Genomic DNA, 19,986 nt, shown 5'->3' on the forward strand with positions numbered 1-19,986 from the left:
GTTCGCTTGCGACGCGTGTGGCAGTTAGCGCGAAAAGCGGCGGAGTGCCAGGCACGGAACGGCTATTTATACCGCACTAGCCGCGCCCGATCACGCGCTTGCGCCCTTCCTTTACCCGCGAGATGCGCGCTTCATCCCAGTCATGAAAACCCGCGCCGCTGCGCACGCCGACACGCCCAGCGTCGACCTGCGCGCGCAGCAGATCGATCACGTCCTCGTCTTTCGCGAGTTGCGGCATCAGATGCGACGCGATGTCGACGAACGTGTCGAGTCCGCCCATGTCCGCGCCCTCGAATGGTCCGACGATGCCCCAGCGACGCCCCAGCGAAGCTTTCATCACGCGATCGACGACTTCGGGTGTTGCCGCTCCCGAACGCACGATATGCAATGCCTCGCGCAGCACCGCGAACTGCAGCCGATTACCGACGAAGCCCGGAATCGCCTTCGCGAGCACGACCGGCTCCATGCCGATCGCGCTCATCAGTCCGGCGGTTTGCTGCACGACTTCGGGCGCGGTCTCGGTGCCCGGCACGACCTCGACGAGCGGAATCATGTGCGGCGGGTTCCAGAAATGCGCGATCACGAAGCGTTCTTTCGCGCACAGCAGCGGGGTGGCAAGCTGGTCGGGCGGGAAGCCGCTGGTGTTGCTCGCGAGGATCGCATCATCGGCGAGCAGGCTGGTCAGCGTCGCGTAGAGGCGGTGTTTGAGTTCGAGCACTTCGGGAATCGCCTCGATCACGAAGCGCGCTTGCCCGATCGCATCGAGTTGCGCATTGGTTTCGATGCGCGCGAGCGCCGCCTGTTTGGCAGCATCGTCGATCCGGCCCGCGTCGATCAGTTCGTCGAGCACGGCTTGCGCTTTCGGCGCGACGCTCGCGAGTCGCGCCGGATCAACGTCGTGAACGATCGTCCGGTATCCATGCAACGCGGCCTGCGTCGCAATGCCGACGCCCATCAGTCCCGTGCCCACCACCCCTATCGCTACATCCTGTGTCGTCTTGCCCACACGCGCTCCCGCTGCCGTCGATGAAAGTCCCGAAGCATAGCGCAGCACGCGCAATACCACGGTCGGACTCGCACGCCCAAATGCGACGAAGCCGGCCTTCCCCTCGAGGGAAGATCGGCTTCGTGGACTCACGCCGCCTGTTGCGGCGCCGTCAGGCGCGCTTTAGTAGCGCGAGGGCGGCGGGCGGTGATCGTCGCGATCGCCGCCGCGGTGGTGCGGATCGTAGTCGTGCGGATGATGGCGCATCCACTCGTCGTGCTCCCAGTAGCGGTGGCCGTCCCAGTAACGATCGCCGTGCCAGCCGATGTTGATCGACACGCCCACCGGCATCATATGCGGTTGGCCGTACACGACTGGCGCCGGACCGTGTTCGACGATCACGCGGTCCTGCGCGAATGCGCTACCAGCCGCGACAAGTGCGCCGCCCGCAAGCAGCGTTGCGATCAGCGAGCGCGATGCCTTGCCAAAGTTTTTCATAATGACCTCCCGTCAAAGTTTTATTCCAGGCCAGCGTCCGTGTTTGTTCGGATCGTGCGATTCGCTTCGTTCGCTTCGCTTGTGAGCCGAACCAGACGCCGTACGCTTGAGACTCACTTTAGCGGCCCGGATCGCGTGAAGACGTTAGCACTTGTAAGCGAGCATTTCATAGATGGGGCTTGATGATGGAAGCGCGGCTTCGCTTTTGCGCTTCATTCAACAAAGACTTACGGGCAACGCTTTCATTCGACTCGCTGAATCAGCGTGAAAGCTGGTTACATTCATTTCGGCCCCGAAATATTTCGCAAGGATTCGGACAGACGTTGGAGGCCTGGCGCTGATACGTCTGTCTCGTCGCGCAATGGTGCATCGCGATAAGAGCGCCCCAAAAAACAAAAAGCCACGATCCGCATTTCGCGAATAGTGGCTCGATGAGAAGCGCACTCGAGGTGCGCGCCCCGGCGCGTTGTCGCGCGCTCGGGAGGTGCAGCTGGTTTTTAGTCCGTCAGCTTGATGCCGAACAGCGTGGCCTGCGCGCGGCGCAGACGCTCTGCTTCACGGGCACGCGCTGCGTACGAGTAGTCCGAATCCAGCGGCAGATGGGGCGACGCAAAGAGGTCGCTGACCTTTTGGAACAGTGCAAAGATGTAGCTCATGGCGACTCCCGGTTAGTGACTGCATTGCTAGGGTTTTCCCTTAGTCGTGATTATAGGGGTTTCCCCTAGGGAAAAGCTAGTGCAATGCAGCAAATTTTCGCTGCGGCGGGCAGCCGCGATGCCGGGCGGCGTTGCATCGCGACAACGTCCCCTTTTAATGACCCGGCGGGCGCCCGTGCGAAGCGCGGGCGTGCCTCGCGCGCGTCTGCGTAGCGCTGGGCTGGACGGGCGCTGCGGTGGCGGTCGTGGCCGCAGGCGCCGACGCGGCGTTCGCTGTCGCCGTATGCGCGTCGAGCAGGCTCACCATCGCCGCTTGCTGGTTCTGCATCATCTGTTCGATGCGGTGTTGCTGTGCCGTCGTCTCGCGCGTGAGGCGCATCAGCAGCAGCGTCTGCGCGATGCCGATAGCCACCGTCACCAGCAGCGCACCGACCACGATCGACAGCATCCATTTCACGCGTCGCGAATGATCGGTCGCGGCGCGGCGTTGATCGGCGATCACGCCATAGAGCGCATCTACCGTATCGGCGAACGCGGTGGCACGCGCGTGGTCGAGTTCCGGCTCTGAGCGTAGCGCGGCGGCCGCCGCGTCGGTGCGGCGCGCGTCACGCGAGGAAGTGGCGAATCCGGCATGGTTGTCTGCGGACGAGGACCGGGGTGTCGTCAACGGCGCGGGGACGGATCGCTTGTCGTCCAGTTTCGTGGTCACGGCCTCTGGCGAGGCGGATTGCGTACGCGTCGCGGGCTCGTCGGCGCACTGGTTCATGCTACTGCCGTCGGTCACAGCGGACGTTGCAAGCGAAGCCGGAGCGGTAGCCGCTGCGGCATCGCGCGATGCCGTCGCGGCTTTCGCGAACGTCGCGGCGAAACGCTGCTGTGGCTTGCCCGCGCCCGCCGTCGCAGCCGACTCCGCTTCGGCCGCCTGGCGCAACGCGCTCACGCTGCGCGCGACGGTCGCGGCGGCCATCGCCGAGCTGAGCGGCGCGGATGGCTCACGCGCCGTTGCCGCGGGCTTGTCGTCGGTGTTTGCTGCGGCGTTCGGCGCTGCGTCGTCGGGGCCGCCGTTCGCCGGCTCGTTTGCGGACGCATCCGCAACCGCCACCACCGGCCCGACGTCAAACCCGCTCAACTGCCCGTTCACCGGCATCGACGCATCCAGCTTCGCCGCACGCGGTGCGCGGCGCGCAGTTTTGTCGAGCGACCCATGTTCATCGAATGCGCCGACCGCCTGCAGCACCACGTCCGGCAGTTCGAAGCCGTGCAGCGTGCCTTGGCGGACGTCGATGTTCATCGCCTCGAGCGTTGCGCGGGTCGGATCGTCGGGGAACAGGTCGAGCGTGCCGTCGTCGCGGGCGACGCCGCTCAGTTGCGCGAGGCGTTGCGCCGAGCGCGCCGCGCGCGCCAGCTTGTTTTCGGTTTCGGTGGAGACGGCGCCCTGGCGCTGCTTCTTCGAAGCGACGCGCCGGGACATGGACTGCGGGGATGCTGCGGATTCTGCCATAGAGGAAAAAGCGGTCGTCGCCAGGAACGGGGCGCCGGATGCCGCTTGTCATTGCCATTGGAATATTTAGAGCCAGCATTGTCGCATGGCGCTCCGCCCGCGCCGAAGCCATTACCCGACGATTTGCGCCCTTTCGTGCCCCACGCGCCTTTCACGACCTCGCGTCGTCGCCCCGGGACTCCCGCACGCCCTGCAATTGCCAAAGGCGAGCGCCGATCGACTCGTATTCCGGAATCGACACGCGATGCAGCGTGACGATCACTTCGTCGCATTGGTTCGCATCGTCGCTTTACTGCATCACGAATTGCTTGACGCGCGGACTCGCGGTGCCGAGTTCGTCGTGGAACAAATGGAACGTCAGCGTTTCGCGCTCGACCAGCATCGTCAGCTGATGCCGCTGCGTGGCCGTGATGAAGCGCCGCTCGTGCGGCTTGATGCCGGCGAGGATGATCAGGACGATGATGGTCGCCGCAATCGACGCCGTATACATGCCGCCACCGACCGCCAGTCCGACGCCGCGACCGACCACAGGCTCGCCGCGCTCGTGAGCCCGCGCACGATCTCGCCGCGCAGCAGGATCGAGCCCGCCCCTGGAAAGCCGATGCCCGACACGACCGGGGCGGCCATCCGCGACGGATCGAGTATCACGTGCTCCCGAGCACCGCTGCCAGCACGAGACGGGAGATAAGTTCGAGATTACCGAGCATCGTTGTTCCTCCCTATCCGAAATGAGCGGCGGCGGCAGCTCAGTGCGCTTCGCGTTGCGCATTCCATGCGGCTCGTGCATCTGCCGCGCCTGATGCGTCTGTCGCCCCGCGTAAGCGTCGAGCATTTCGGATGCTTGACCCAAGCTGTCAGCGCGAGGCGTTTGCTTTATGCTAGGCCGCACACCGCAGCAGTCTCGGCGAGCGGAATCCTGAACCGCCGCCCTGAACGCTGCCTCGATACACTGCGCACGTTGCGCGCCCGAACCAACCGACCATGCCAAGCACGACCCCTCCCCCTGCTTCGACGACCACCGTCGCGACCGCGCTGCGCGAGCACTTCGCGAACGTGGTGCTGCCGATGTGGCGGGGGCCCGGCTTCAACCACGCGTTGCAGCTGCCCTACGAAGCGCTCGACGCCACCGGAGGCGAGCCGCTGCCCGCGCGACGCTACCGGGCGATGGCGTGCGCGCGCCAATTGTTCACATTTGCGCAAGCGGGCGACATGGAACACGCGCGCGTGCTGTTCGACTCGCTGACCCGCACCTTTCGGGACACCGACCACGGCGGATGGTTCTACAGCGTCGACGCACTCGGCGTGCCGCTCGACACGACCAAGGACCTCTACACGCATGCGTTCGTCGTGTTCGCGTGCGCGGAATACGCGCGGCGCTCCGACAACCTCGATGTGCTCAAGCTCGTGCACAACACGACCGCGCTGATCCAGTCGAACTTCGCGGCCGACGGCGATCTGTTCAACGCCGCGCTCAACGTCGACTTTTCGAAGGTCACCGCCACGCCGTTGCAGAATCCGCTGATGCACCTGACCGAAGCGTGGCTCGCCGCCTGCGAGGCGACGCGCGACAACGTCTTCGGCGCCGCGTTGCGCCGCCTCGCTGGCGCGGTCGCGCGACACTTCGTGCATGCGCCGAGCGGCTGTATCGCCGAATTGCCGATCGGCGCGAGCGGCAACCGTCTGGAGCCGGGACATCAGTTTGAGTGGTACTGGCTGGTCAGGCAGGCGGGCGCGCTGTTCGACGGCACAGGGCTAACCGAAGCGCTGGCGCGCGCCTTCACCTTCGCGCAGCAGCATGGTGTGGACCCGGACAACGGCGGCGTGTGCGCATCGCTCAACGAGGCCGGCAAGGTCACCGACGCGACCCAGCGGATCTGGGCGCAGACGGAATATCTGCGCGCGCTCGCCAGTCACGACGATCCGGCCGTGCGCGCGGTGCTGCCGCAACAGATCGCACGTTTTCAGCGATGCTTTTTGCATGAACACGGCTGGTTCGAATGCAAGACTTCGAGCGGCGAAATTGCACGTGCGGACATGCCGTCAACGACGCCTTATCATCTGGCCACCGCCTACGCGGCGCTGTCTGCGGACGCCGAATTTCGAGCGTGAACTTAGCCGAATTTGGCCAGTGATAGATGAAGTTCAACGCTTGATCGTCTCAATAAGGTGCGGCACGCACGGACGAATGTCCGCCGCCGGGTCGCGGGAGAAATTTTATGCCGCTGGTAAACCCTGGCGCAAAAAAGTTCTCGTCAGACGTTCTCAAAGCGCGAAAAAACATCAAAACCGGGGAATACCCGGACGCAGGTTGATTGGCGTCTGTCATAAAGACGTGATACAACTCTCCCCTCGCGCTCGCTCTCGCATTGGAGCGATTGCGGTCGCGATGCAATACACAACATTTATTTGGATCAAAAATGGCAACAGGTACTGTTAAGTGGTTTAACGATGCAAAGGGCTTTGGCTTCATCACCCCGGACGACGGCGGCGAAGACCTGTTTGCACACTTCTCGGAAATCCAGTCTTCGGGCTTCAAGTCCTTGCAGGAAAACCAGAAAGTGTCGTTCGAAGTCAAGCAAGGCCCGAAGGGCAAGCAGGCTGCAAACATCCAGCCGGTCTAAGTTCCTTCGGGTACTTTGAGACAGACCTGGACGTCACGATAGGCGCCTCTACAGGCGCTTGCGTCTAATGCAAATGGCTCGCTTTACGCGAGCCATTTTCTATTTCTGCGTCCGTTTTCAAGCGTCGCCGCTTAAAGCGCATGCATTCCGGTTATTGCGAATTCTGCGTTTGCGACGGACATTGCTCCGCGCTGTTGCGTACGCAACACACTTTCAGAAATTTCGAACACGGAAACGGCCTGTTTCAATTGCTCGGTTTGCTGATGTAGCGAAGCCGCCGCCGCCGCGGCCTGCTCGACGAGCGCCGCGTTCTGCTGCGTCATCTCGTCCATCTGCACGACCGCCTGATTCACCTGCTCGATGCCGGTGCTCTGCTCGAGCGACGACGCGCTGATTTCGGCCATCATCTGCGTGACGCGCGAGATCGACGCCGACACATGACTCATCGCTTCACCAGCGCGCTCGACGAGCGTCGAGCCGCCCTGAATCTCCGCGACCGATTCGCTGATCAGCGTCTTGATTTCCTTAGCCGACTGCGCGCTGCGTTGCGCGAGGCCGCGCACTTCGCCGGCCACGACCGCGAAGCCGCGGCCCTGCTCGCCCGCGCGCGCCGCCTCGACGGCGGCATTCAGCGCGAGGATGTTGGTTTGGAATGCGATGCCGTCGATCACAGAGATGATCTCGGCGATCTTGTCCGAGCTCTGCGCGATGCCGCGCATCTTGTCGACCACCTGATCGACGACTTCACTGCCGCGCGACGTCGCGTCAAGCGCGGTCTCGGCGAGCGCATTGGCTTCGCGCGCATGATCGGCGTTCTGGCGCACGGTCGCTGTGAGTTCCTCCATGCTCGATGCCGTTTCCTCGAGCGATGCCGCCTGGTTTTCGGTGCGCGCCGACAGATCGGCGTTGCCGGTCGCGATTTCGTTGGCGCCAAGATGGATCGAGTCGGCCGATTCGCGCACGCTCTTGACGGTGCGTGCGACGCTCGCCTGCATCGTGGCGAGGCCCGAGAACAGACGGCCGATTTCGTTGCTGCCGCGTGCGGCGATCGGTTGATCGAGACGGCCTTGGGCGATGCGCTCGAAGTGGCGCCCCGCTTCCTCGAGCGGTGCCACGACGCCGCGGCGCAGCGCCGTATAGACGGCGAGCGTGCCGGCGACGAGCACGAGCAAAATCACCACGCTGACGATGCGAAACGCCGCCACGCGCGCATCGATCGAATCGAGCGACGCGCGGCTCGCGGCGTCGCCGAATTGCCCGAAGTTGTGCACTTCCGCCAGATAGGCGTCCTGAAACGACTGCGTCGGCTGATCGAGGAAGGCCTGGATGTTGTTCGAATCGAGATACTGCGCGAGCTCCGCGAGCGCGCCAAGCAGCGTCTTGTAGCGTTCGGCGAGCGCGGTGGCGCGCGCGCTGTTTTCGTCGCTGGTCTTCTGCGCGCTCATGAAGGCCGCGAAAGACTGATCGGCGGCGGCGAGCTGTTCGCGAGCGTGCTGCACGATGTCCGTGGGCTCGGTGCCCCCGCGCACCATGCGCGTGCCGGCACGCGACAGATTGATGCGCGCGTCCATCAGGCGCTGCGTGGTCTGATTGACCGCGTCGACCTGCTTTAGCGCGACGTTCGACAGATCGCCGACGTCGTCGTGCGTCCGCGCCAGTGACCAGAAGCCCAACCCTACCGTGACGAGTTGGAAGACGCAGAACGCGGCCAGAACACATAGGAGGCCGGATGCGACCTTGATCTTGCTGAACATCGTGGGACACCTGGGAACAAAGGATGACGGGGGGTTACACCAGGGTTAACGGCAGGCCGATTGGCGGCTTGAGGCCAATTCCCGCAAAAAGCGCTCTACATGCAGGTTTCATCGTCGATCGTCGCGACTGGGGCCGTTTTTCGCAACAATGCGCCGCTGGTCGCGCGGAATCACCTTGCGCAGTGCAGTTGCACTTCCTAGAGTGGGTAGGGACCGCGTGGCGCACGCCGCGCGGATGCTCTGCTGCACCGATGCACTACCCAGACCCTGCACGAAGGAACCACGATGACCGACCTACTCGACCGGGCGCGCGGCGCACTGCACGCCCAGCCGTTCAGCATGCTGCTAGGCGCGGAGTTGATGCACGCCGGCAGCGACGAGCTCACCCTGTGTCTGCCGATTCGAGATGAACTGCGGCAGCAGCATGGCTTCGTACATGGCGGCGTCATCAGCTATCTCGCCGACAATGCGTTGACGTTCGCTGGCGCGCTGTCGCTGGGTCCGAGAGTCGTGACCGGTGAGTACAAAATCAATTATCTGCGCCCGGCAGTGAAGGGCATGCTGATCGCGCGCGCTAGCGTTGTCTATGCGGGCAGGCATCAGGCGACGTGCCAATGCAGTGTGTTCGTGATGGAGGGGAACCGCGAGAAGCTGGTGGCGGTCGCGCAGGGGACCGTGAATCGGATCGGGGAGAACGGGGAGCAGGAGGCGGGGGCTTAAAGCCGGGACGCCATGAAAAAAGCCGCTCCTGCGCGAAACAGGAACGGCCTTTCATTTCACAGCAAGATGACGGAAAGCGAAAGCGCGTTACTCCGCCGCGTAAGTCTTCTGCGTCTGCTCGCCCAGCCCTTCAATACCCAGACGCACCGTCTGCCCCGGCTTCAGAAACACCGGGTTCGGCTTCACGCCCATGCCGACGCCCGGCGGCGTGCCGGTCGAGATAACGTCGCCCGGCTGCAGGCTCATGCACTGCGACACATATGACACCAGCTTCGCGACACTGAAGATCATCGTCTTCGTGCTGCCGTTCTGGTAGCGATGGCCGTCCACTTCGAGCCACAGGCTCAGGTTCTGCGGATCGGCGACTTCGTCGCGCGTGACGACCCACGGGCCGATCGGGCCGAACGTGTCGAAGCCCTTGCCCTTGTCCCACGTGCCGCCGCGCTCGATCTGCCATTCGCGCTCCGACACGTCGTTGATGACGCAGTAGCCGGCCACGTGCTCGAGCGCGTTCGCTTCGTCGATATACTTCGCCGCCTTGCCGATCACGACGCCGAGTTCCACCTCCCAGTCGGTCTTCTTCGAACCGCGCGGGATTTCGATGTCGTCGTTCGGGCCGCTGATCGCGCTCGTCCACTTGTTGAAGATGACCGGTTCGGCCGGTACCGGCAGATTCGATTCCGCCGCGTGATCCGCATAGTTCAGGCCGATGCAGATGAACTTGCCGATCTTGCCGACGCACGGTCCAACGCGCGGATTACCTTCGACGACCGGGAGCGTTGCCGGATCGAGCGCGCGCAGTTTCGCGAGACTTTCATCGCCGAGCACAGCGCCGTCGATATCGCCCACCACCTTCGACAAATCGCGAATCTTGCCGTGCGCGTCGAGCAGGCCCGGCTTTTCCTGGCCTTTCGGCCCATAACGAAGCAATTTCATCGTTGCACTTCCCTTTACGTTCAGTAGTGTTCGGTTCGTCAGTCAATCAGAATCAGTTCGACCATCCGCCGTCGATTACATGGAGTTGGCCCGTCGTGAACGACGACTCGTCGGACGCGAGATACAGCGCGAGCGCGGCGATCTCCTCCGGCTTGCCGATGCGGCCCATCGGCTGACGCGCGACGAAGGCGGCCTGCACCGCATCGAGCGACGCGCCCTGCGCCTGAGCCTGCGCGGCGATTCGCTGTTCGAGCGATGGCGAGGACACCGTGCCCGGGCAAATCGCGTTACAGCGTACACCACGCGTGACGAAATCCGCAGCGACGGACTTCGTCAGGCCGACCACCGCGGCCTTCGACGCGCCGTACGCGAAGCGATTCGGCACGCCCTTCACGCTCGACGCCGCCGACGACATGTTGATGATCGAGCCGCCGCCCTTCTCCAGCATGGCCGGCAAGAACGCGCGAATCATACGGTACATGGCCTTCGCGTTGAGGTCGAACGCGAAATCCCAGTCCTCCTCGCTGCATTCGAGGATATTGCCTGAGTGTACGAAGCCCGCGCAGTTGAACAGCACGTCGATCGTGCCGACTTCCGCGGCGAGCGCCTTGATCGCCGCGCCATCGAGCACGTCGAGCTTGCGCGCCTCGACCGGCTTGCCGGCGAGTCCGTCGATGCGGATATCGGTGGCGATCACGCGCGCGCCTTCGCGCGCGAACAGTTCGGCGGTGGCGAGACCGATACCTTGTCCCGCCGCGGTGATCAGGGCCGTTTTGCCGGCCAGTCTTTGTGTCATCTACGACTCCAGTTGAATGGGCTGCTAACGAAATCAAAGCCGATAAAACGCGGTGGCGTTGTCGCCGAACACGGCGTCGCGCTCGGCGTCGCTCAACGACGCGACGAGCGTGGTCACCACCGAATGCCACAGCAGATAGTCGCCGTTCAGTTCGAGCACCGGCCAGTCGCTGCCCCACATCAGCCGCGCGGGACCGAAGGTGTTCAGCAGATGTTCGACGTAGGGCCGCAGCGTGTCCTCGCTCCAGCCGGGCGAGGCCTCGGTCGCGAGACCCGACAGCTTGCAGTGCACCTGCGGCAGCGCGGCGAGCCGCGTGATCGCGTCGCGCCATACCTGGTAGCCCGCCTGGCCGTAGCGGATCGGCGGCTTCGCGCCATGATCGACCACCATGCGCAGCGCCGGAAAACGCTGCGCGAAGATCTCGACGTATTGCACGTGACGCGCGTAGATCAGCGCATCGAACGCGAGATCGTGCGCGATCAGCGCCTCGATCGCCGGCGCGAGATCGGGATTCGCGATCCAGCCGTCGTCGGGCAGATCCTGAAGCATCGGCCGCACGCCCTTGAACTTCGGCTCGCGCGCGAGCACCTCGATCAGATCGGGCGCGTTCGGCAACAACAGCGGCACCCAGCCGACCACGCCCGCGATCGACGGCTCGTGCCGCGCGATGTCGAGCAGGTAACGAGTTTCGTCGAGCGTCGGCGCGGCCTGCACGACCACGGTTCGCTCGATGCCGGCCTGTTCGCGCAACGGCTTCAGATCATCAGGCCCGAACGGCCGGTAGAGGATTTTCAGCTCCGGCGTCAGCCACTCGTAGTCACCCCGCCCGGGGTCCCAGTAGTGCTGGTGAGCATCGATCGGCATGGTCGGATCAGTCCTCGGGCGCGGGCGCACGGGGGTCGAGCAGGCCCGCGTCGCGCAATGCGGACCACAAGGCCGCGGGGATCGGCAGTTCGAACGACGCGACGTTCTCGCGCAATTCGCCGGCACTGCGCGCGCCGGTCAGCACGGTGGCGACCGCCGGGTGCGCATACGGAAACTGCAACGCGGCGGCGGCGAGCGGAACGTCATGGGCGCGGCACACCGCCTCCAGACGCGCGACGCGCTCGATCACCTCGGGCGGCGCGGCGCCGTAATTGAACTTCAGATCGCCTTCGACGCCCCGCGCCAGAATGCCCGAATTGAACGCGCCGCCGAGCAGGATGCTGACGCCGCGCGCCTCGCAGGCGGGCAGCAGGTCGTCCAGGGTGGTTTGCTCGAGCAGCGTATAACGGCCCGCGAGCAACGCGCAATCGATATCGCTCTCGGCCATCGCGTCGAGGATCACCGCGCCCTCGTTGACGCCGAGGCCGAGCGCCTTGATTGCGCCCGTCGAGCGCAGGCGCTCGAGCGCACGGAAGCCGCCCCCTTCGGTCAGTTGCCGCCAGTAGTGCGGATGCTGGTCGCCGTGCGTGACGCGACCGATGTCATGCACGAGCAGGACGTCGATATCGATGATGCCGAGGCGCTGCTGGCTGTCCTCGAACGAACGCAGAATGCCGTCGTGCGTGTAGTCGTAGATCGCTTCGAACGGCAACGGATTCTGCCAGCCTTCGCGGTCGTCGAATCGCGACGTGCGCGGCACGAAGCGGCGGCCGACCTTGGTCGACAGCACATACTCGCCGCGCGGATAGTGACGCAGCGCGGCGCCGAGCCGATGCTCGGCCTTGGTGTTGCCGTAGTGCGGCGCGGTGTCGAAGTAGCGCACACCCGCGTCCCAGGCGGCGGCGATCGTCGCTTGGGCCTCCTCGTCGGACAGGTCGCGGTACAGGCCGCCGAGCGGCGCCGTGCCGAGCCCGAGTCCGCTCACCTGCAACGAGCCGCGGCCGATACGGCGCCGCTGCCCGATTTTCGATACGATCGATGCCGACATGAGCGTGTCTCCAGATTTTGTGGTCTTTTTACCATGCGGCGGCGAGGTGCGGCGGTCACACTCCGCGCACCGCTTGGGAGTGCATCTATTCACCAATGAACGTATTATTCATATTCGAATTTTTCCAAGTCAAGAAAACGACGCGGCGCGGATGCCTGGGTTTTCCCTGGACATAGGCCATCAGTTCGCGAAATGCTACGCACTCGCCCGCGTACACCAGATAATAAGAACTCCAGCCCGAATTCTCCGACCCTCACGATGGACGCCGAAGACAAGGACGACGACCGCTATCGCGCCCCCGCGCTGGATAAAGGCCTCGACATTCTCGAGCTACTGTCCGAGCAGAAGGAAGGACTCACGCGCGCCGAAATCACGCGGCAGCTGGGCCGCAACGCGAGCGAGATGTACCGGATGCTCGAACGCCTCGTCGCGCGCCAATACGTGGTGCGCTCGGCGGCTGGCGACCGCTACTCGCTGAGCCTGAAGCTGTTCGCGCTCGCGCACCGTCATCCGCCAATGAACCGGCTGATCGCAGAAGCGCTGCCGCTGATGCAGCGTTTCGCCGACGCGGCCGAGCAGTCTTGCCACCTCGTCGTCTACGACCGCGGCAACCTGCTGGTGATTGCGCAAGTCGACGGACCGGGCACATGGGGCATGTCAGTGCGGCTCGGTTCACGGGTCGGCCTGATCGACACCGGTTCGGGGCGCGTGATGCTCGCGTTCCAGAGCGTCGAGCAGCGCCGGCAGATGCTTGCGGAGCACACGAAGGTGAAGGGCGAAGTGACGCTCGATCGCGACGCGCTGGAGGAGGCCTGCGAGCGCATCCGCGCGGCGGGCTTCTGGCAGAAGGACAGCCAGCAGACCTTCGGCGTCACCGACGTGACGTTCCCGATACTCGCGCCGTCGGGACAGGCGATCGCGGTGCTGACCTGCCCATATCTGCGGCGGATCGACGAATACGTCGCGCCGACGCTCGAAGCGGCCACCACGCTGCTGCGCGACACGGTGCAGGCGCTGTCGATGTTCCGCGAGCAGGCGGCGTGATCGGTATGTTGCGCGGTAAAGTGCGCGGCGGCGCGCACGCGCACATGGTTTAGAATGGCGGCCCTTCCAAAATAACGCCGCATGACGGGCTCATGCGCGCGCATCGATTGAGCAATGGCCAAACTTCTGACCGATTCCGAATTCCAGCGTTTTTCCGAACTCCAGCAGAAGCAGTCGAGCTTCACGATCACCGCCGAAGAAGCCGACGAACTGCGCGACATCGTCGCCCACGCGCAGAAGCGCCGCGACGACCGCGCCGCCGCGATGCAAAGCATCGAGACCTTCATCCAGCAGTTCCACATCACGCCCGACGAGCTGTTTTCGCCCGAGCAGATCGGCGAAGCGGCGCGCACCTACGGCCTGATTCCGGCCGCGCGCAAGGAGCGCGTGCTGCCGCCGTCGCTGACGTTCAACGGTAAGCCGTACCAATGGACCACCCGTGCGCTGCCCGACGAAATTCGCGTGCCGCTGTTCGACGCGTTCAAGGGCGGTGAGTCGGTGAAAGCGTTCATTTCGACGCTGAAGGACGCGAACCGCTGCGCCGCGACGATCGCGCGGCTCGAACGCGAAACCGGCGCCGTGTATGCGCAGGCATGGCTTGACGAGCTGTCGGTCACGCGCGCGCAGGTCGATGAGGCGGCACAGAAGCTGGCGGCGTGAGGCGGTGAAGCCATGCGTTGAGCGGTTCGCGACGTCAGCCGCTCAACGCGCCGGCTGGTTTTGCGCGGCGGACTTCGGGTCCGCCCCCGCCGTTTCGTCGAGCGCCATCCGGAAGCCGACCACACCGGGGTCATCGGTCCGCGTGATCGTGAAGCCGCTGGCCTTCGCGAGCGCGATCATCGCGGCGTTCTCGCGCAACGCTTCACCGATCAGCCAGTGCGTGTCGCGCGCCCGCGCGTACGCGATGATCCGCTGCATCAGCAACTGGCCGAGGCGCCGCCCTTTCTGATCCGAGCGCACGGTCACCGCGAATTCGGCCGTCTCGTTGTCGGGATCGGCTACCGCGCGCACCACGCCGAGCGTCTGCGCGACGCCGTCTTCGTTGTCGACCGTCGCGATCAGCGCCATTTCCCGGTCGTAGTCGATCTGCGTCATGCGCGCGAGTTGCGAGTGGTCGAACGCGCCGACCGAACCGAAAAAACGCAGCCGCAAATCTTCCGGCGTCATCGCCTGCACGAACTCGCGATGCGCGTTTTCGTCTTCGGGGCGAATCGGCCGCACCGTTACACGCATCCCCTGCCAGTCGATCGTTTCCTCGAAGCGGCGCGGATACGGCACGATCGCGAGACGGCTGCGCTGCGCGCCGACCCGCAACATGGGATCGACCACCGTCACCCGGTCCCGGTAGACCCTGAGCTTCAACGACAGGCCGACGATCTCGCGCACGTCGCAAACCGCTTGCGACACCGCCGTCAACGCCGCGAGCGTCGGCTCCGGCGCGACCAGCCTCGCGTAGTGCGAACGCGTGACGATGTCGCGCGCGAGCATCGGATTGAGCGGCGGCAGGCCGTACACGTGCATCCCGCTGGAAACGCCGTCGATCGGCGGTGCGGCGAAGCGGAACACGGGGCCGAAGTTGTCGTCGTCGTGCAGTTCGACGGCGACGTCGACGATGGGCTTTGCGGCGCCGTCGGCATCGGCGCTCGGTGCATCGGCGCCCGGCGCATCGGCGCTCGGTGCATCGGCGCCCGGCGCATCGGCGCCCGACGCGTGGGCGCCCCCTCCTTCCGCGCCCTCCACCCGCAACCCGAACCGCGATAGAAACCGCGCCGCCGCCGCCCCGGCAAGCTCGCTCGCGCCCGCCGCCAACGCTTCGCGAGCCTGTGCCTGGGCGGCGTCGATCGACTCGGGAATCTGCGCAGGCAGGCCTTCCGGCGTTTGCATCAGCAGTTCGCGGCCCAGCCGGTAATCGACCAGACGGGCGAAGGCGCGCGCGAGCCGCTGCGGCGTCGTGTGCACCGGGATGCCCTGCGCATGCAGCGCGTCGCGCCTTGCCGCATCGACACCGCCGAAAAAGCACGCGAGCAGTCCGCGATAGGCAAAACGCTGATGCTCGATAAGCGCCTGCGCGACATCGTCGACGGGCGCGCCATGCGTCGATGCGTGCACCACGACGGCGGTGCCGGTCTCGCGATACTCGCCGAGCAGCTTCAGCGCGGTGCCGAAGTGCTCAGGACGCGCGCCGTCGCCGAGCAGCAGCGGATTGCCGCCGACCGCGAGCGGCAACGCCTCGCGCAGCGCGTCCGACGCCGCGGCCGGCCACGGCGCGAGCAGGCCGCCGGCGGCGGTGAACGCGTCGCGCGCGAGCGTCGCGAGACCGCGGTCGCTAGTGATCAGCGTGGCGGTGGCGCCCGCCGCCACGCGGCCGACGCCGAGCGTTTCGATTTCGTCGAGCAGATCGTCGAGCGCGTCGACGCGCACGAGGCCCGCGCGCCGGAACGCCGCTGTGTAGAGACCGTCCGCGGGATCGTCGCGGCCGGAGCGCAGCGCAAGCACCGGCTTGTTGCGCGCCGCCGCGCGCGCGGCCGACATGAACTTGCGCGCCGCCCGCACGCTGTCGAGTTCGAGCAGGATCGCGCGGGTGCCGGGGTCGCTCGCGAGGTAATCGAGCACGTCGCCGGCATCGACGTCGGCCTCCGCTCCGAGCGCCACCGCGTGCGAAAAACCGAGCCCGCGCGCTCGTGCCCAGCCGAGCACTGCGTTGGTCAGCGCATTCGACTGCGACACCCACGCGACGCCGCCCGCCTTGACCGTGCACGACGGCGCGCCCAGATGCGCGCCGAGCGCCGGCGACACGACGCCGAGACTGCCGGGTCCGACGATGCGCAACAGATGCGGCCGCGCCGCCGACAGCGCGTGCCGCAGCTCGAGCCGGTCTTCATCGCTGCGCACCTCGCCAACGATGATTACGGCGCGCGTGCCCATGCCACCGAGCTTATGGATCAACGAGGGCCACGTCGCAGGCGGCGTGCAGATCACCGCGACGGTGGGCGCCTGCGGCAGATCGCCGACGTCGGGAATCACCGGGTGGACGCCGAGCGTCGCGTGCTTCGGATTGACCGGCCACAGCGGGCCGTCGAAGCCGCCTTCCAGCACACGCGCCCAGACCATGGCGCCGGTGCTGCCCGGCCGCTCGGACGCGCCGATCACGGCGACGGATTTCGGGCGAAACAAGGCGTCGAGGTTGCGAACGGTCACGGGCGCTCCATGCGGTTGGACAGGAATTGGAGCCGGCTTCGCGGCGGGGCGGGTGGTTCCGTCAGCATAGGCGAAGTCGCGCGCTGGCGCGGGACGTTGTTGCGGCGGAAAAGTAAAAAGCCGCGTCGAACGACGCGGCTTTTTTGCTTCGAAACCAGCGGACTCGCTGTCCGTTCAGAAAGAGTTATCACGTGAAGGCCCAGTAAGTCCTTGATTTACCGTTCTCCACGTCCGCCTACGCATGCGAAAGTTTTCATGTGGCAGGCAGTCAAGCGCAACGCGTCGACTCCGCAAAGTATTCATTTTCTGCGCCGTTGAGGCCGGACTGCCAACCTGCGTCGCCTGGTGGCCTAACGCTGTGCCGTTCCGTACATGTGGCGTCGGCAGGCCACGCCGCCAATGCATGTCCGTTAGCGGCGCAGCCGTGCTCGTTTATGGAGACTAGCGCCTGGCACGGAGGCTTGCGCTACTAACTGCCGGTGCTTTTCCTGAGTTCCTCCCTGCGACGAGTTGGTCGATGAAATCAATCGTCGTTGGGGACACTCCCTTGCCAAACTTCACACATGCAAGCGCTCGCAGTCGCCAAGCAGTAAGCGGTAAGTCTGCCGGCCATTGGTCATGGGCCCATTGTGCGCGCCGACACTGGATAGATTCGACAGTTTCAGCTAGCTGGTGAAGTGTTTCGGCTGTCTTTGGCAGCTGTCCCTTGAAGACCTTACCGAACCATGAGCGCTTGCCGAAAAGCCTTAGAGGGTGTTATGAACTTTCGGCCAGACCTGGTACCCTGGCGGGATGAAAAACCGCAGACCCTACCCAACGGATGTGTCGGATGAAGAATGGTACTTCGCCGCTCCTTACCTGACCTTGATGAACAAGGACGCACCCCAGCGCCGCTACGAGCTGCGCGAGATGTTCAATGCATTGCGCTGGATTGTGCGCGCGGGTGCACCGTGGCGTTTGCTGCCCAATGACTTTCCACCCTGGGAGATGGTCTATCAGCAGACGCAGCGCTGGATTCAGGCAGGCTGCTTCGAGGCGATGGTCAGTGACCTGCGTTCGGTCATCCGGGTCGCGCAGGAGCGCCGTGGTCAACCGAGCGCGGTTATTTTCGACGGACGCACGCTGCAGTCGACCTGCGAGAGTGGACCTCGCGCCGGTTACGACGGCTACAAACGCAAACGCGGCAGCAAAGTCCACATGGCAGTCGATATCTTGGGACAGTTGCTTGCCGTGCATGTGACGCCCGGCCAACGAGCAGGAGCGCGCGCAGGTCGGGGTACTGGCGCGGCAGGTTCAGCAGGCCACGGGCCAGACTGTCAAGGTAGCGTTCGCCGACCAGGATACACCGGCGAAGAACCCGCGCAGGCTGCACGCGACGAAGGCATCGAGCTTCAGGTCATCAAGCTGCCGGAGGCGAAAAAGGGCTTCGTGTTGTTGCCGCGCCGCTGGGTGGTCGAACGCAGCTTTGGCTGGCTCAACCGCTTCCGCAGACTAGCCAGAGACTACGAGCGATTGCCCGAAACCCTGGCTGGTTTGCATTTCGTCGTTTTCTCCGTGCTCATGCTCGTCCACTTTGCAGCCCTTAACAAAAGTGCATAACACCTTCTAGGAATTTCCGAATGGCCATGACGGCAACGCGGAATCCACTAACGTTCGTTTTTTTGCAGCACGACGGATAGCGTTTCGTTAAAGTTTGCTTGCGCGCTTGACGGCCCGCCTGCCGGTATAGACGATGTCGCCGGTAGCTCATCCACAGACCCGCCCTGGTGGTCTCAGTAGGTTTCATCATCGTGTCGACGGCTTGACGTGGCCACAAGGCGTGCACATCTCTCATACCGAACCGTAGCCGCGGAAATTCGCCCAATTCGCGCGCCGTGTCGCACACCTGAAAGTATGCTCCCAGGAACATCCCTTGGTCCGCGCAATAGGTCGTGTACTGGTGGAGCTCTCCGTAGTCGAGGGCAATGCACGGGCTGTCCAGTTTGCTCGAACGTTTCGAACAATGCCTCGCTGTAATCAGCGCATGTGTCGATAAACAGCTCTCGGACCACCACCAGCGAGAGCACGTTGCGATTGCTGAGGTCGGTTGAGATTTCTCGGTCGCCGAGAATCATCCGAAGCGGGCGCGTTTTGCGAAGGTAGCTCACAGCTCCAGACACTTGTTTGAGTGCCTCCTTGACCTGGCGCACAGAGACAGATTTCTTTCGCTCCAGCCTGCGATTCAGCGTTTGCTCCGTATTCGGCGAATCCTTAGCTTGCACAATGAGGCACAGGTCGTCAGTTATGACGAGGACGTCAGCAATTTCCTCTTTGTCATAGTGTCTCTTGGGCGCGTGATAAATCTGCTCTAGCCTGAAGACCCGTCGGAGTAGAACAATGATGTCTAGCTCTTGGTGGGCACCGGGCTCACGTCTTTCGAGCTGCGATATTCACTCGAATTCTTCGCGCCGGTACTTGACGACCACTACCTGGCGGCGATTGAACAACTCGCACAAGTCCAGGAGCACCTTGGCCATTTGAACGACTTGGTGACCAGCGAAACCTTACTCCGCGAATATGCTTTTCAGCTCGGCGAACCGCATGCGTTGAAGAAGGCAGTCAAATATCTGGGGGAGCAGCAGCAACTCCACGGACGGGTCGCGCTCGAAATGCTGCGTACAGGCTGTCAGGTGGGGCCGTGAGTACAGCCATTCCTGAATCATTCTAGCGACCAGACGCTTTCCGCTTCCTCGACTCGACCCGTCGCGACAGGTCGGTCAGCAGCCATCTAGCAACTACGTCAGGCCCGTTCATGTCATGGCTGGCGAACTTGATTTCGTCCTCGAAGTAGACGATAACCGTGCCGCTCATGACGCGGTAGCGGCCCCGATAGCGGGTGCCATCCAACTCGACTTCGATTTCCCTGGTTGTTTCGTAATCTTCGACCATCAACACCGCCCTGTAGTAACTATGACCAGTCGAACTTACTCAATCACATGAGGTACGTCAACGATACAGGAGCAGGAGCCTTTCGGTGCCCTTCTTCAATGCGGCAGAATGCGGCGTTGCACGGCGTCGTGATGGTTTATTGATGTCAATTCGGCCCTAGTGCCGATGTCGCAAATTCTCGCGAACACGCTTGGCCACGAGAACTGTCATGTAATCCATCACCCGCGCGCCGTCGCTGTATTCGGCCCACGTGTCCTCATACAGCTTCGACACGGTCTCGGTGGGGGTATTGGTGTCAGAGGCAATAGCCTTGATGACATCCTCAGCGTTGGGCTGGGCCATGGCACTCTCCTAGCGTTGAGTAGGAACGGCAACCTCGGGAGGTCGATTAGACGACGCTGCCCAACCGTATGCAAATTGAATAGACCTATCGTTTC

Annotated in this window: 19 protein-coding genes and 1 pseudogene; 7 read left to right on the forward strand and 13 right to left on the reverse strand. The window is 64.1% G+C overall.

Features of this window, described 5'->3' with window-relative positions:
• Positions 1-76: 76 nt before the first annotated feature.
• From HDG39_RS07015 to HDG39_RS07035, 5 genes and pseudogenes are all read right to left on the reverse strand, one after another.
• A complete protein-coding gene (locus HDG39_RS07015; protein ID WP_260327629.1) occupies positions 77-955 on the reverse strand; it encodes a 3-hydroxyacyl-CoA dehydrogenase family protein in 879 nt (292 codons plus the stop codon).
• Between the two features lie 213 nt (positions 956-1,168).
• Complete coding sequence (locus HDG39_RS07020) at positions 1,169-1,483, reverse strand: hypothetical protein (protein ID WP_184004377.1); 315 nt, start codon at positions 1,481-1,483, stop codon at positions 1,169-1,171.
• Between the two features lie 497 nt (positions 1,484-1,980).
• A complete protein-coding gene (locus HDG39_RS07025) occupies positions 1,981-2,139 on the reverse strand; it encodes a hypothetical protein (protein ID WP_018424094.1) in 159 nt (52 codons plus the stop codon).
• A 154-nt stretch (positions 2,140-2,293) separates the two neighbouring features.
• Positions 2,294-3,640 carry a hypothetical protein gene (locus tag HDG39_RS07030; protein ID WP_184004379.1) on the reverse strand — a complete coding sequence of 449 codons (1,347 nt, stop codon included), beginning with the start codon at positions 3,638-3,640 and terminating at the stop codon, positions 2,294-2,296.
• Between the two features lie 151 nt (positions 3,641-3,791).
• Positions 3,792-4,294 (reverse strand): annotated as a pseudogene (locus tag HDG39_RS07035) (MgtC/SapB family protein); the annotation flags it as partial.
• Positions 4,295-4,621: 327 nt separating this feature from the next.
• On the opposite strand from HDG39_RS07035, the gene HDG39_RS07040 reads away from it, so the two are divergent.
• Together HDG39_RS07040 and HDG39_RS07045 are read left to right on the forward strand one after the other, a co-directional pair.
• Positions 4,622-5,749, forward strand: coding sequence for an AGE family epimerase/isomerase (locus HDG39_RS07040; RefSeq protein WP_184004380.1), 1,128 nt, complete (start codon positions 4,622-4,624; stop codon positions 5,747-5,749).
• Positions 5,750-6,057: 308 nt separating this feature from the next.
• A complete protein-coding gene (locus tag HDG39_RS07045) occupies positions 6,058-6,261 on the forward strand; it encodes a cold-shock protein (RefSeq protein WP_018424088.1) in 204 nt (67 codons plus the stop codon).
• A 131-nt stretch (positions 6,262-6,392) separates the two neighbouring features.
• Here HDG39_RS07045 and HDG39_RS07050 read toward each other — a convergent pair whose 3' ends face one another.
• Positions 6,393-8,015, reverse strand: coding sequence for a methyl-accepting chemotaxis protein (locus HDG39_RS07050; RefSeq protein WP_184004382.1), 1,623 nt, complete (start codon positions 8,013-8,015; stop codon positions 6,393-6,395).
• 285 nt (positions 8,016-8,300) lie between these two features.
• Here HDG39_RS07050 and HDG39_RS07055 point away from each other — a divergent pair, with 285 nt between their 5' ends.
• Complete coding sequence (locus HDG39_RS07055; RefSeq protein ID WP_184004384.1) at positions 8,301-8,735, forward strand: PaaI family thioesterase; 435 nt, start codon at positions 8,301-8,303, stop codon at positions 8,733-8,735.
• An 87-nt stretch (positions 8,736-8,822) separates the two neighbouring features.
• On the opposite strand, the gene HDG39_RS07060 is transcribed toward HDG39_RS07055, so the two are convergent.
• The 4 genes from HDG39_RS07060 to HDG39_RS07075 are packed head-to-tail and all read right to left on the reverse strand — an operon-like array spanning position 8,823 to position 12,379.
• Complete coding sequence (locus tag HDG39_RS07060) at positions 8,823-9,671, reverse strand: ureidoglycolate lyase (RefSeq protein WP_184004386.1); 849 nt, start codon at positions 9,669-9,671, stop codon at positions 8,823-8,825.
• 52 nt (positions 9,672-9,723) lie between these two features.
• A complete protein-coding gene (locus tag HDG39_RS07065) occupies positions 9,724-10,467 on the reverse strand; it encodes an SDR family oxidoreductase (RefSeq protein ID WP_018424084.1) in 744 nt (247 codons plus the stop codon).
• Positions 10,468-10,500: 33 nt separating this feature from the next.
• Entirely contained in the window at positions 10,501-11,331 is an 831-nt protein-coding gene (locus tag HDG39_RS07070) for an amidohydrolase family protein (RefSeq protein WP_184004388.1), read from the reverse strand.
• 7 nt (positions 11,332-11,338) lie between these two features.
• Positions 11,339-12,379, reverse strand: coding sequence for an aldo/keto reductase (locus HDG39_RS07075; RefSeq protein WP_184004390.1), 1,041 nt, complete (start codon positions 12,377-12,379; stop codon positions 11,339-11,341).
• A 258-nt stretch (positions 12,380-12,637) separates the two neighbouring features.
• On the opposite strand from HDG39_RS07075, the gene HDG39_RS07080 reads away from it, so the two are divergent.
• Both HDG39_RS07080 and HDG39_RS07085 read left to right on the forward strand, forming a co-directional pair.
• Positions 12,638-13,423, forward strand: a complete 786-nt coding sequence (locus HDG39_RS07080; protein WP_184004392.1) for an IclR family transcriptional regulator — start codon at positions 12,638-12,640, stop codon at positions 13,421-13,423.
• A 114-nt stretch (positions 13,424-13,537) separates the two neighbouring features.
• Positions 13,538-14,083, forward strand: coding sequence for a hypothetical protein (locus HDG39_RS07085; RefSeq protein ID WP_184004394.1), 546 nt, complete (start codon positions 13,538-13,540; stop codon positions 14,081-14,083).
• Between the two features lie 42 nt (positions 14,084-14,125).
• Here the strand turns inward: HDG39_RS07085 and HDG39_RS07090 are convergent, their stop codons facing one another.
• Positions 14,126-16,621: a bifunctional acetate--CoA ligase family protein/GNAT family N-acetyltransferase gene (locus tag HDG39_RS07090; RefSeq protein ID WP_184004396.1), complete on the reverse strand. Its 2,496-nt coding sequence runs from the start codon at positions 16,619-16,621 to the stop codon at positions 14,126-14,128.
• A gap of 792 nt (positions 16,622-17,413) precedes the next feature.
• Between HDG39_RS07090 and HDG39_RS07095 the strand changes: the two genes are divergently transcribed.
• Both HDG39_RS07095 and HDG39_RS07100 read left to right on the forward strand, forming a co-directional pair.
• Entirely contained in the window at positions 17,414-18,220 is an 807-nt protein-coding gene (locus HDG39_RS07095) for an IS5 family transposase (RefSeq protein WP_260327565.1), read from the forward strand.
• Between the two features lie 794 nt (positions 18,221-19,014).
• Entirely contained in the window at positions 19,015-19,302 is a 288-nt protein-coding gene (locus HDG39_RS07100) for a CHAD domain-containing protein (protein ID WP_311666001.1), read from the forward strand.
• Positions 19,303-19,324: 22 nt separating this feature from the next.
• Here HDG39_RS07100 and HDG39_RS07105 read toward each other — a convergent pair whose 3' ends face one another.
• Both HDG39_RS07105 and HDG39_RS07110 read right to left on the reverse strand, forming a co-directional pair.
• On the reverse strand, positions 19,325-19,549 hold the full coding sequence (locus HDG39_RS07105; RefSeq protein WP_184004400.1) for a hypothetical protein: 225 nt from the start codon (positions 19,547-19,549) through the stop codon (positions 19,325-19,327).
• Positions 19,550-19,705: 156 nt separating this feature from the next.
• Complete coding sequence (locus HDG39_RS07110) at positions 19,706-19,891, reverse strand: DUF3562 domain-containing protein (protein ID WP_128590512.1); 186 nt, start codon at positions 19,889-19,891, stop codon at positions 19,706-19,708.
• Positions 19,892-19,986: the final 95 nt, after the last annotated feature.

This window comes from Paraburkholderia lebeckiae, assembly GCF_014201005.1.
GTDB classification, from domain to species: Bacteria; Pseudomonadota; Gammaproteobacteria; order Burkholderiales; family Burkholderiaceae; genus Paraburkholderia; species Paraburkholderia tuberum.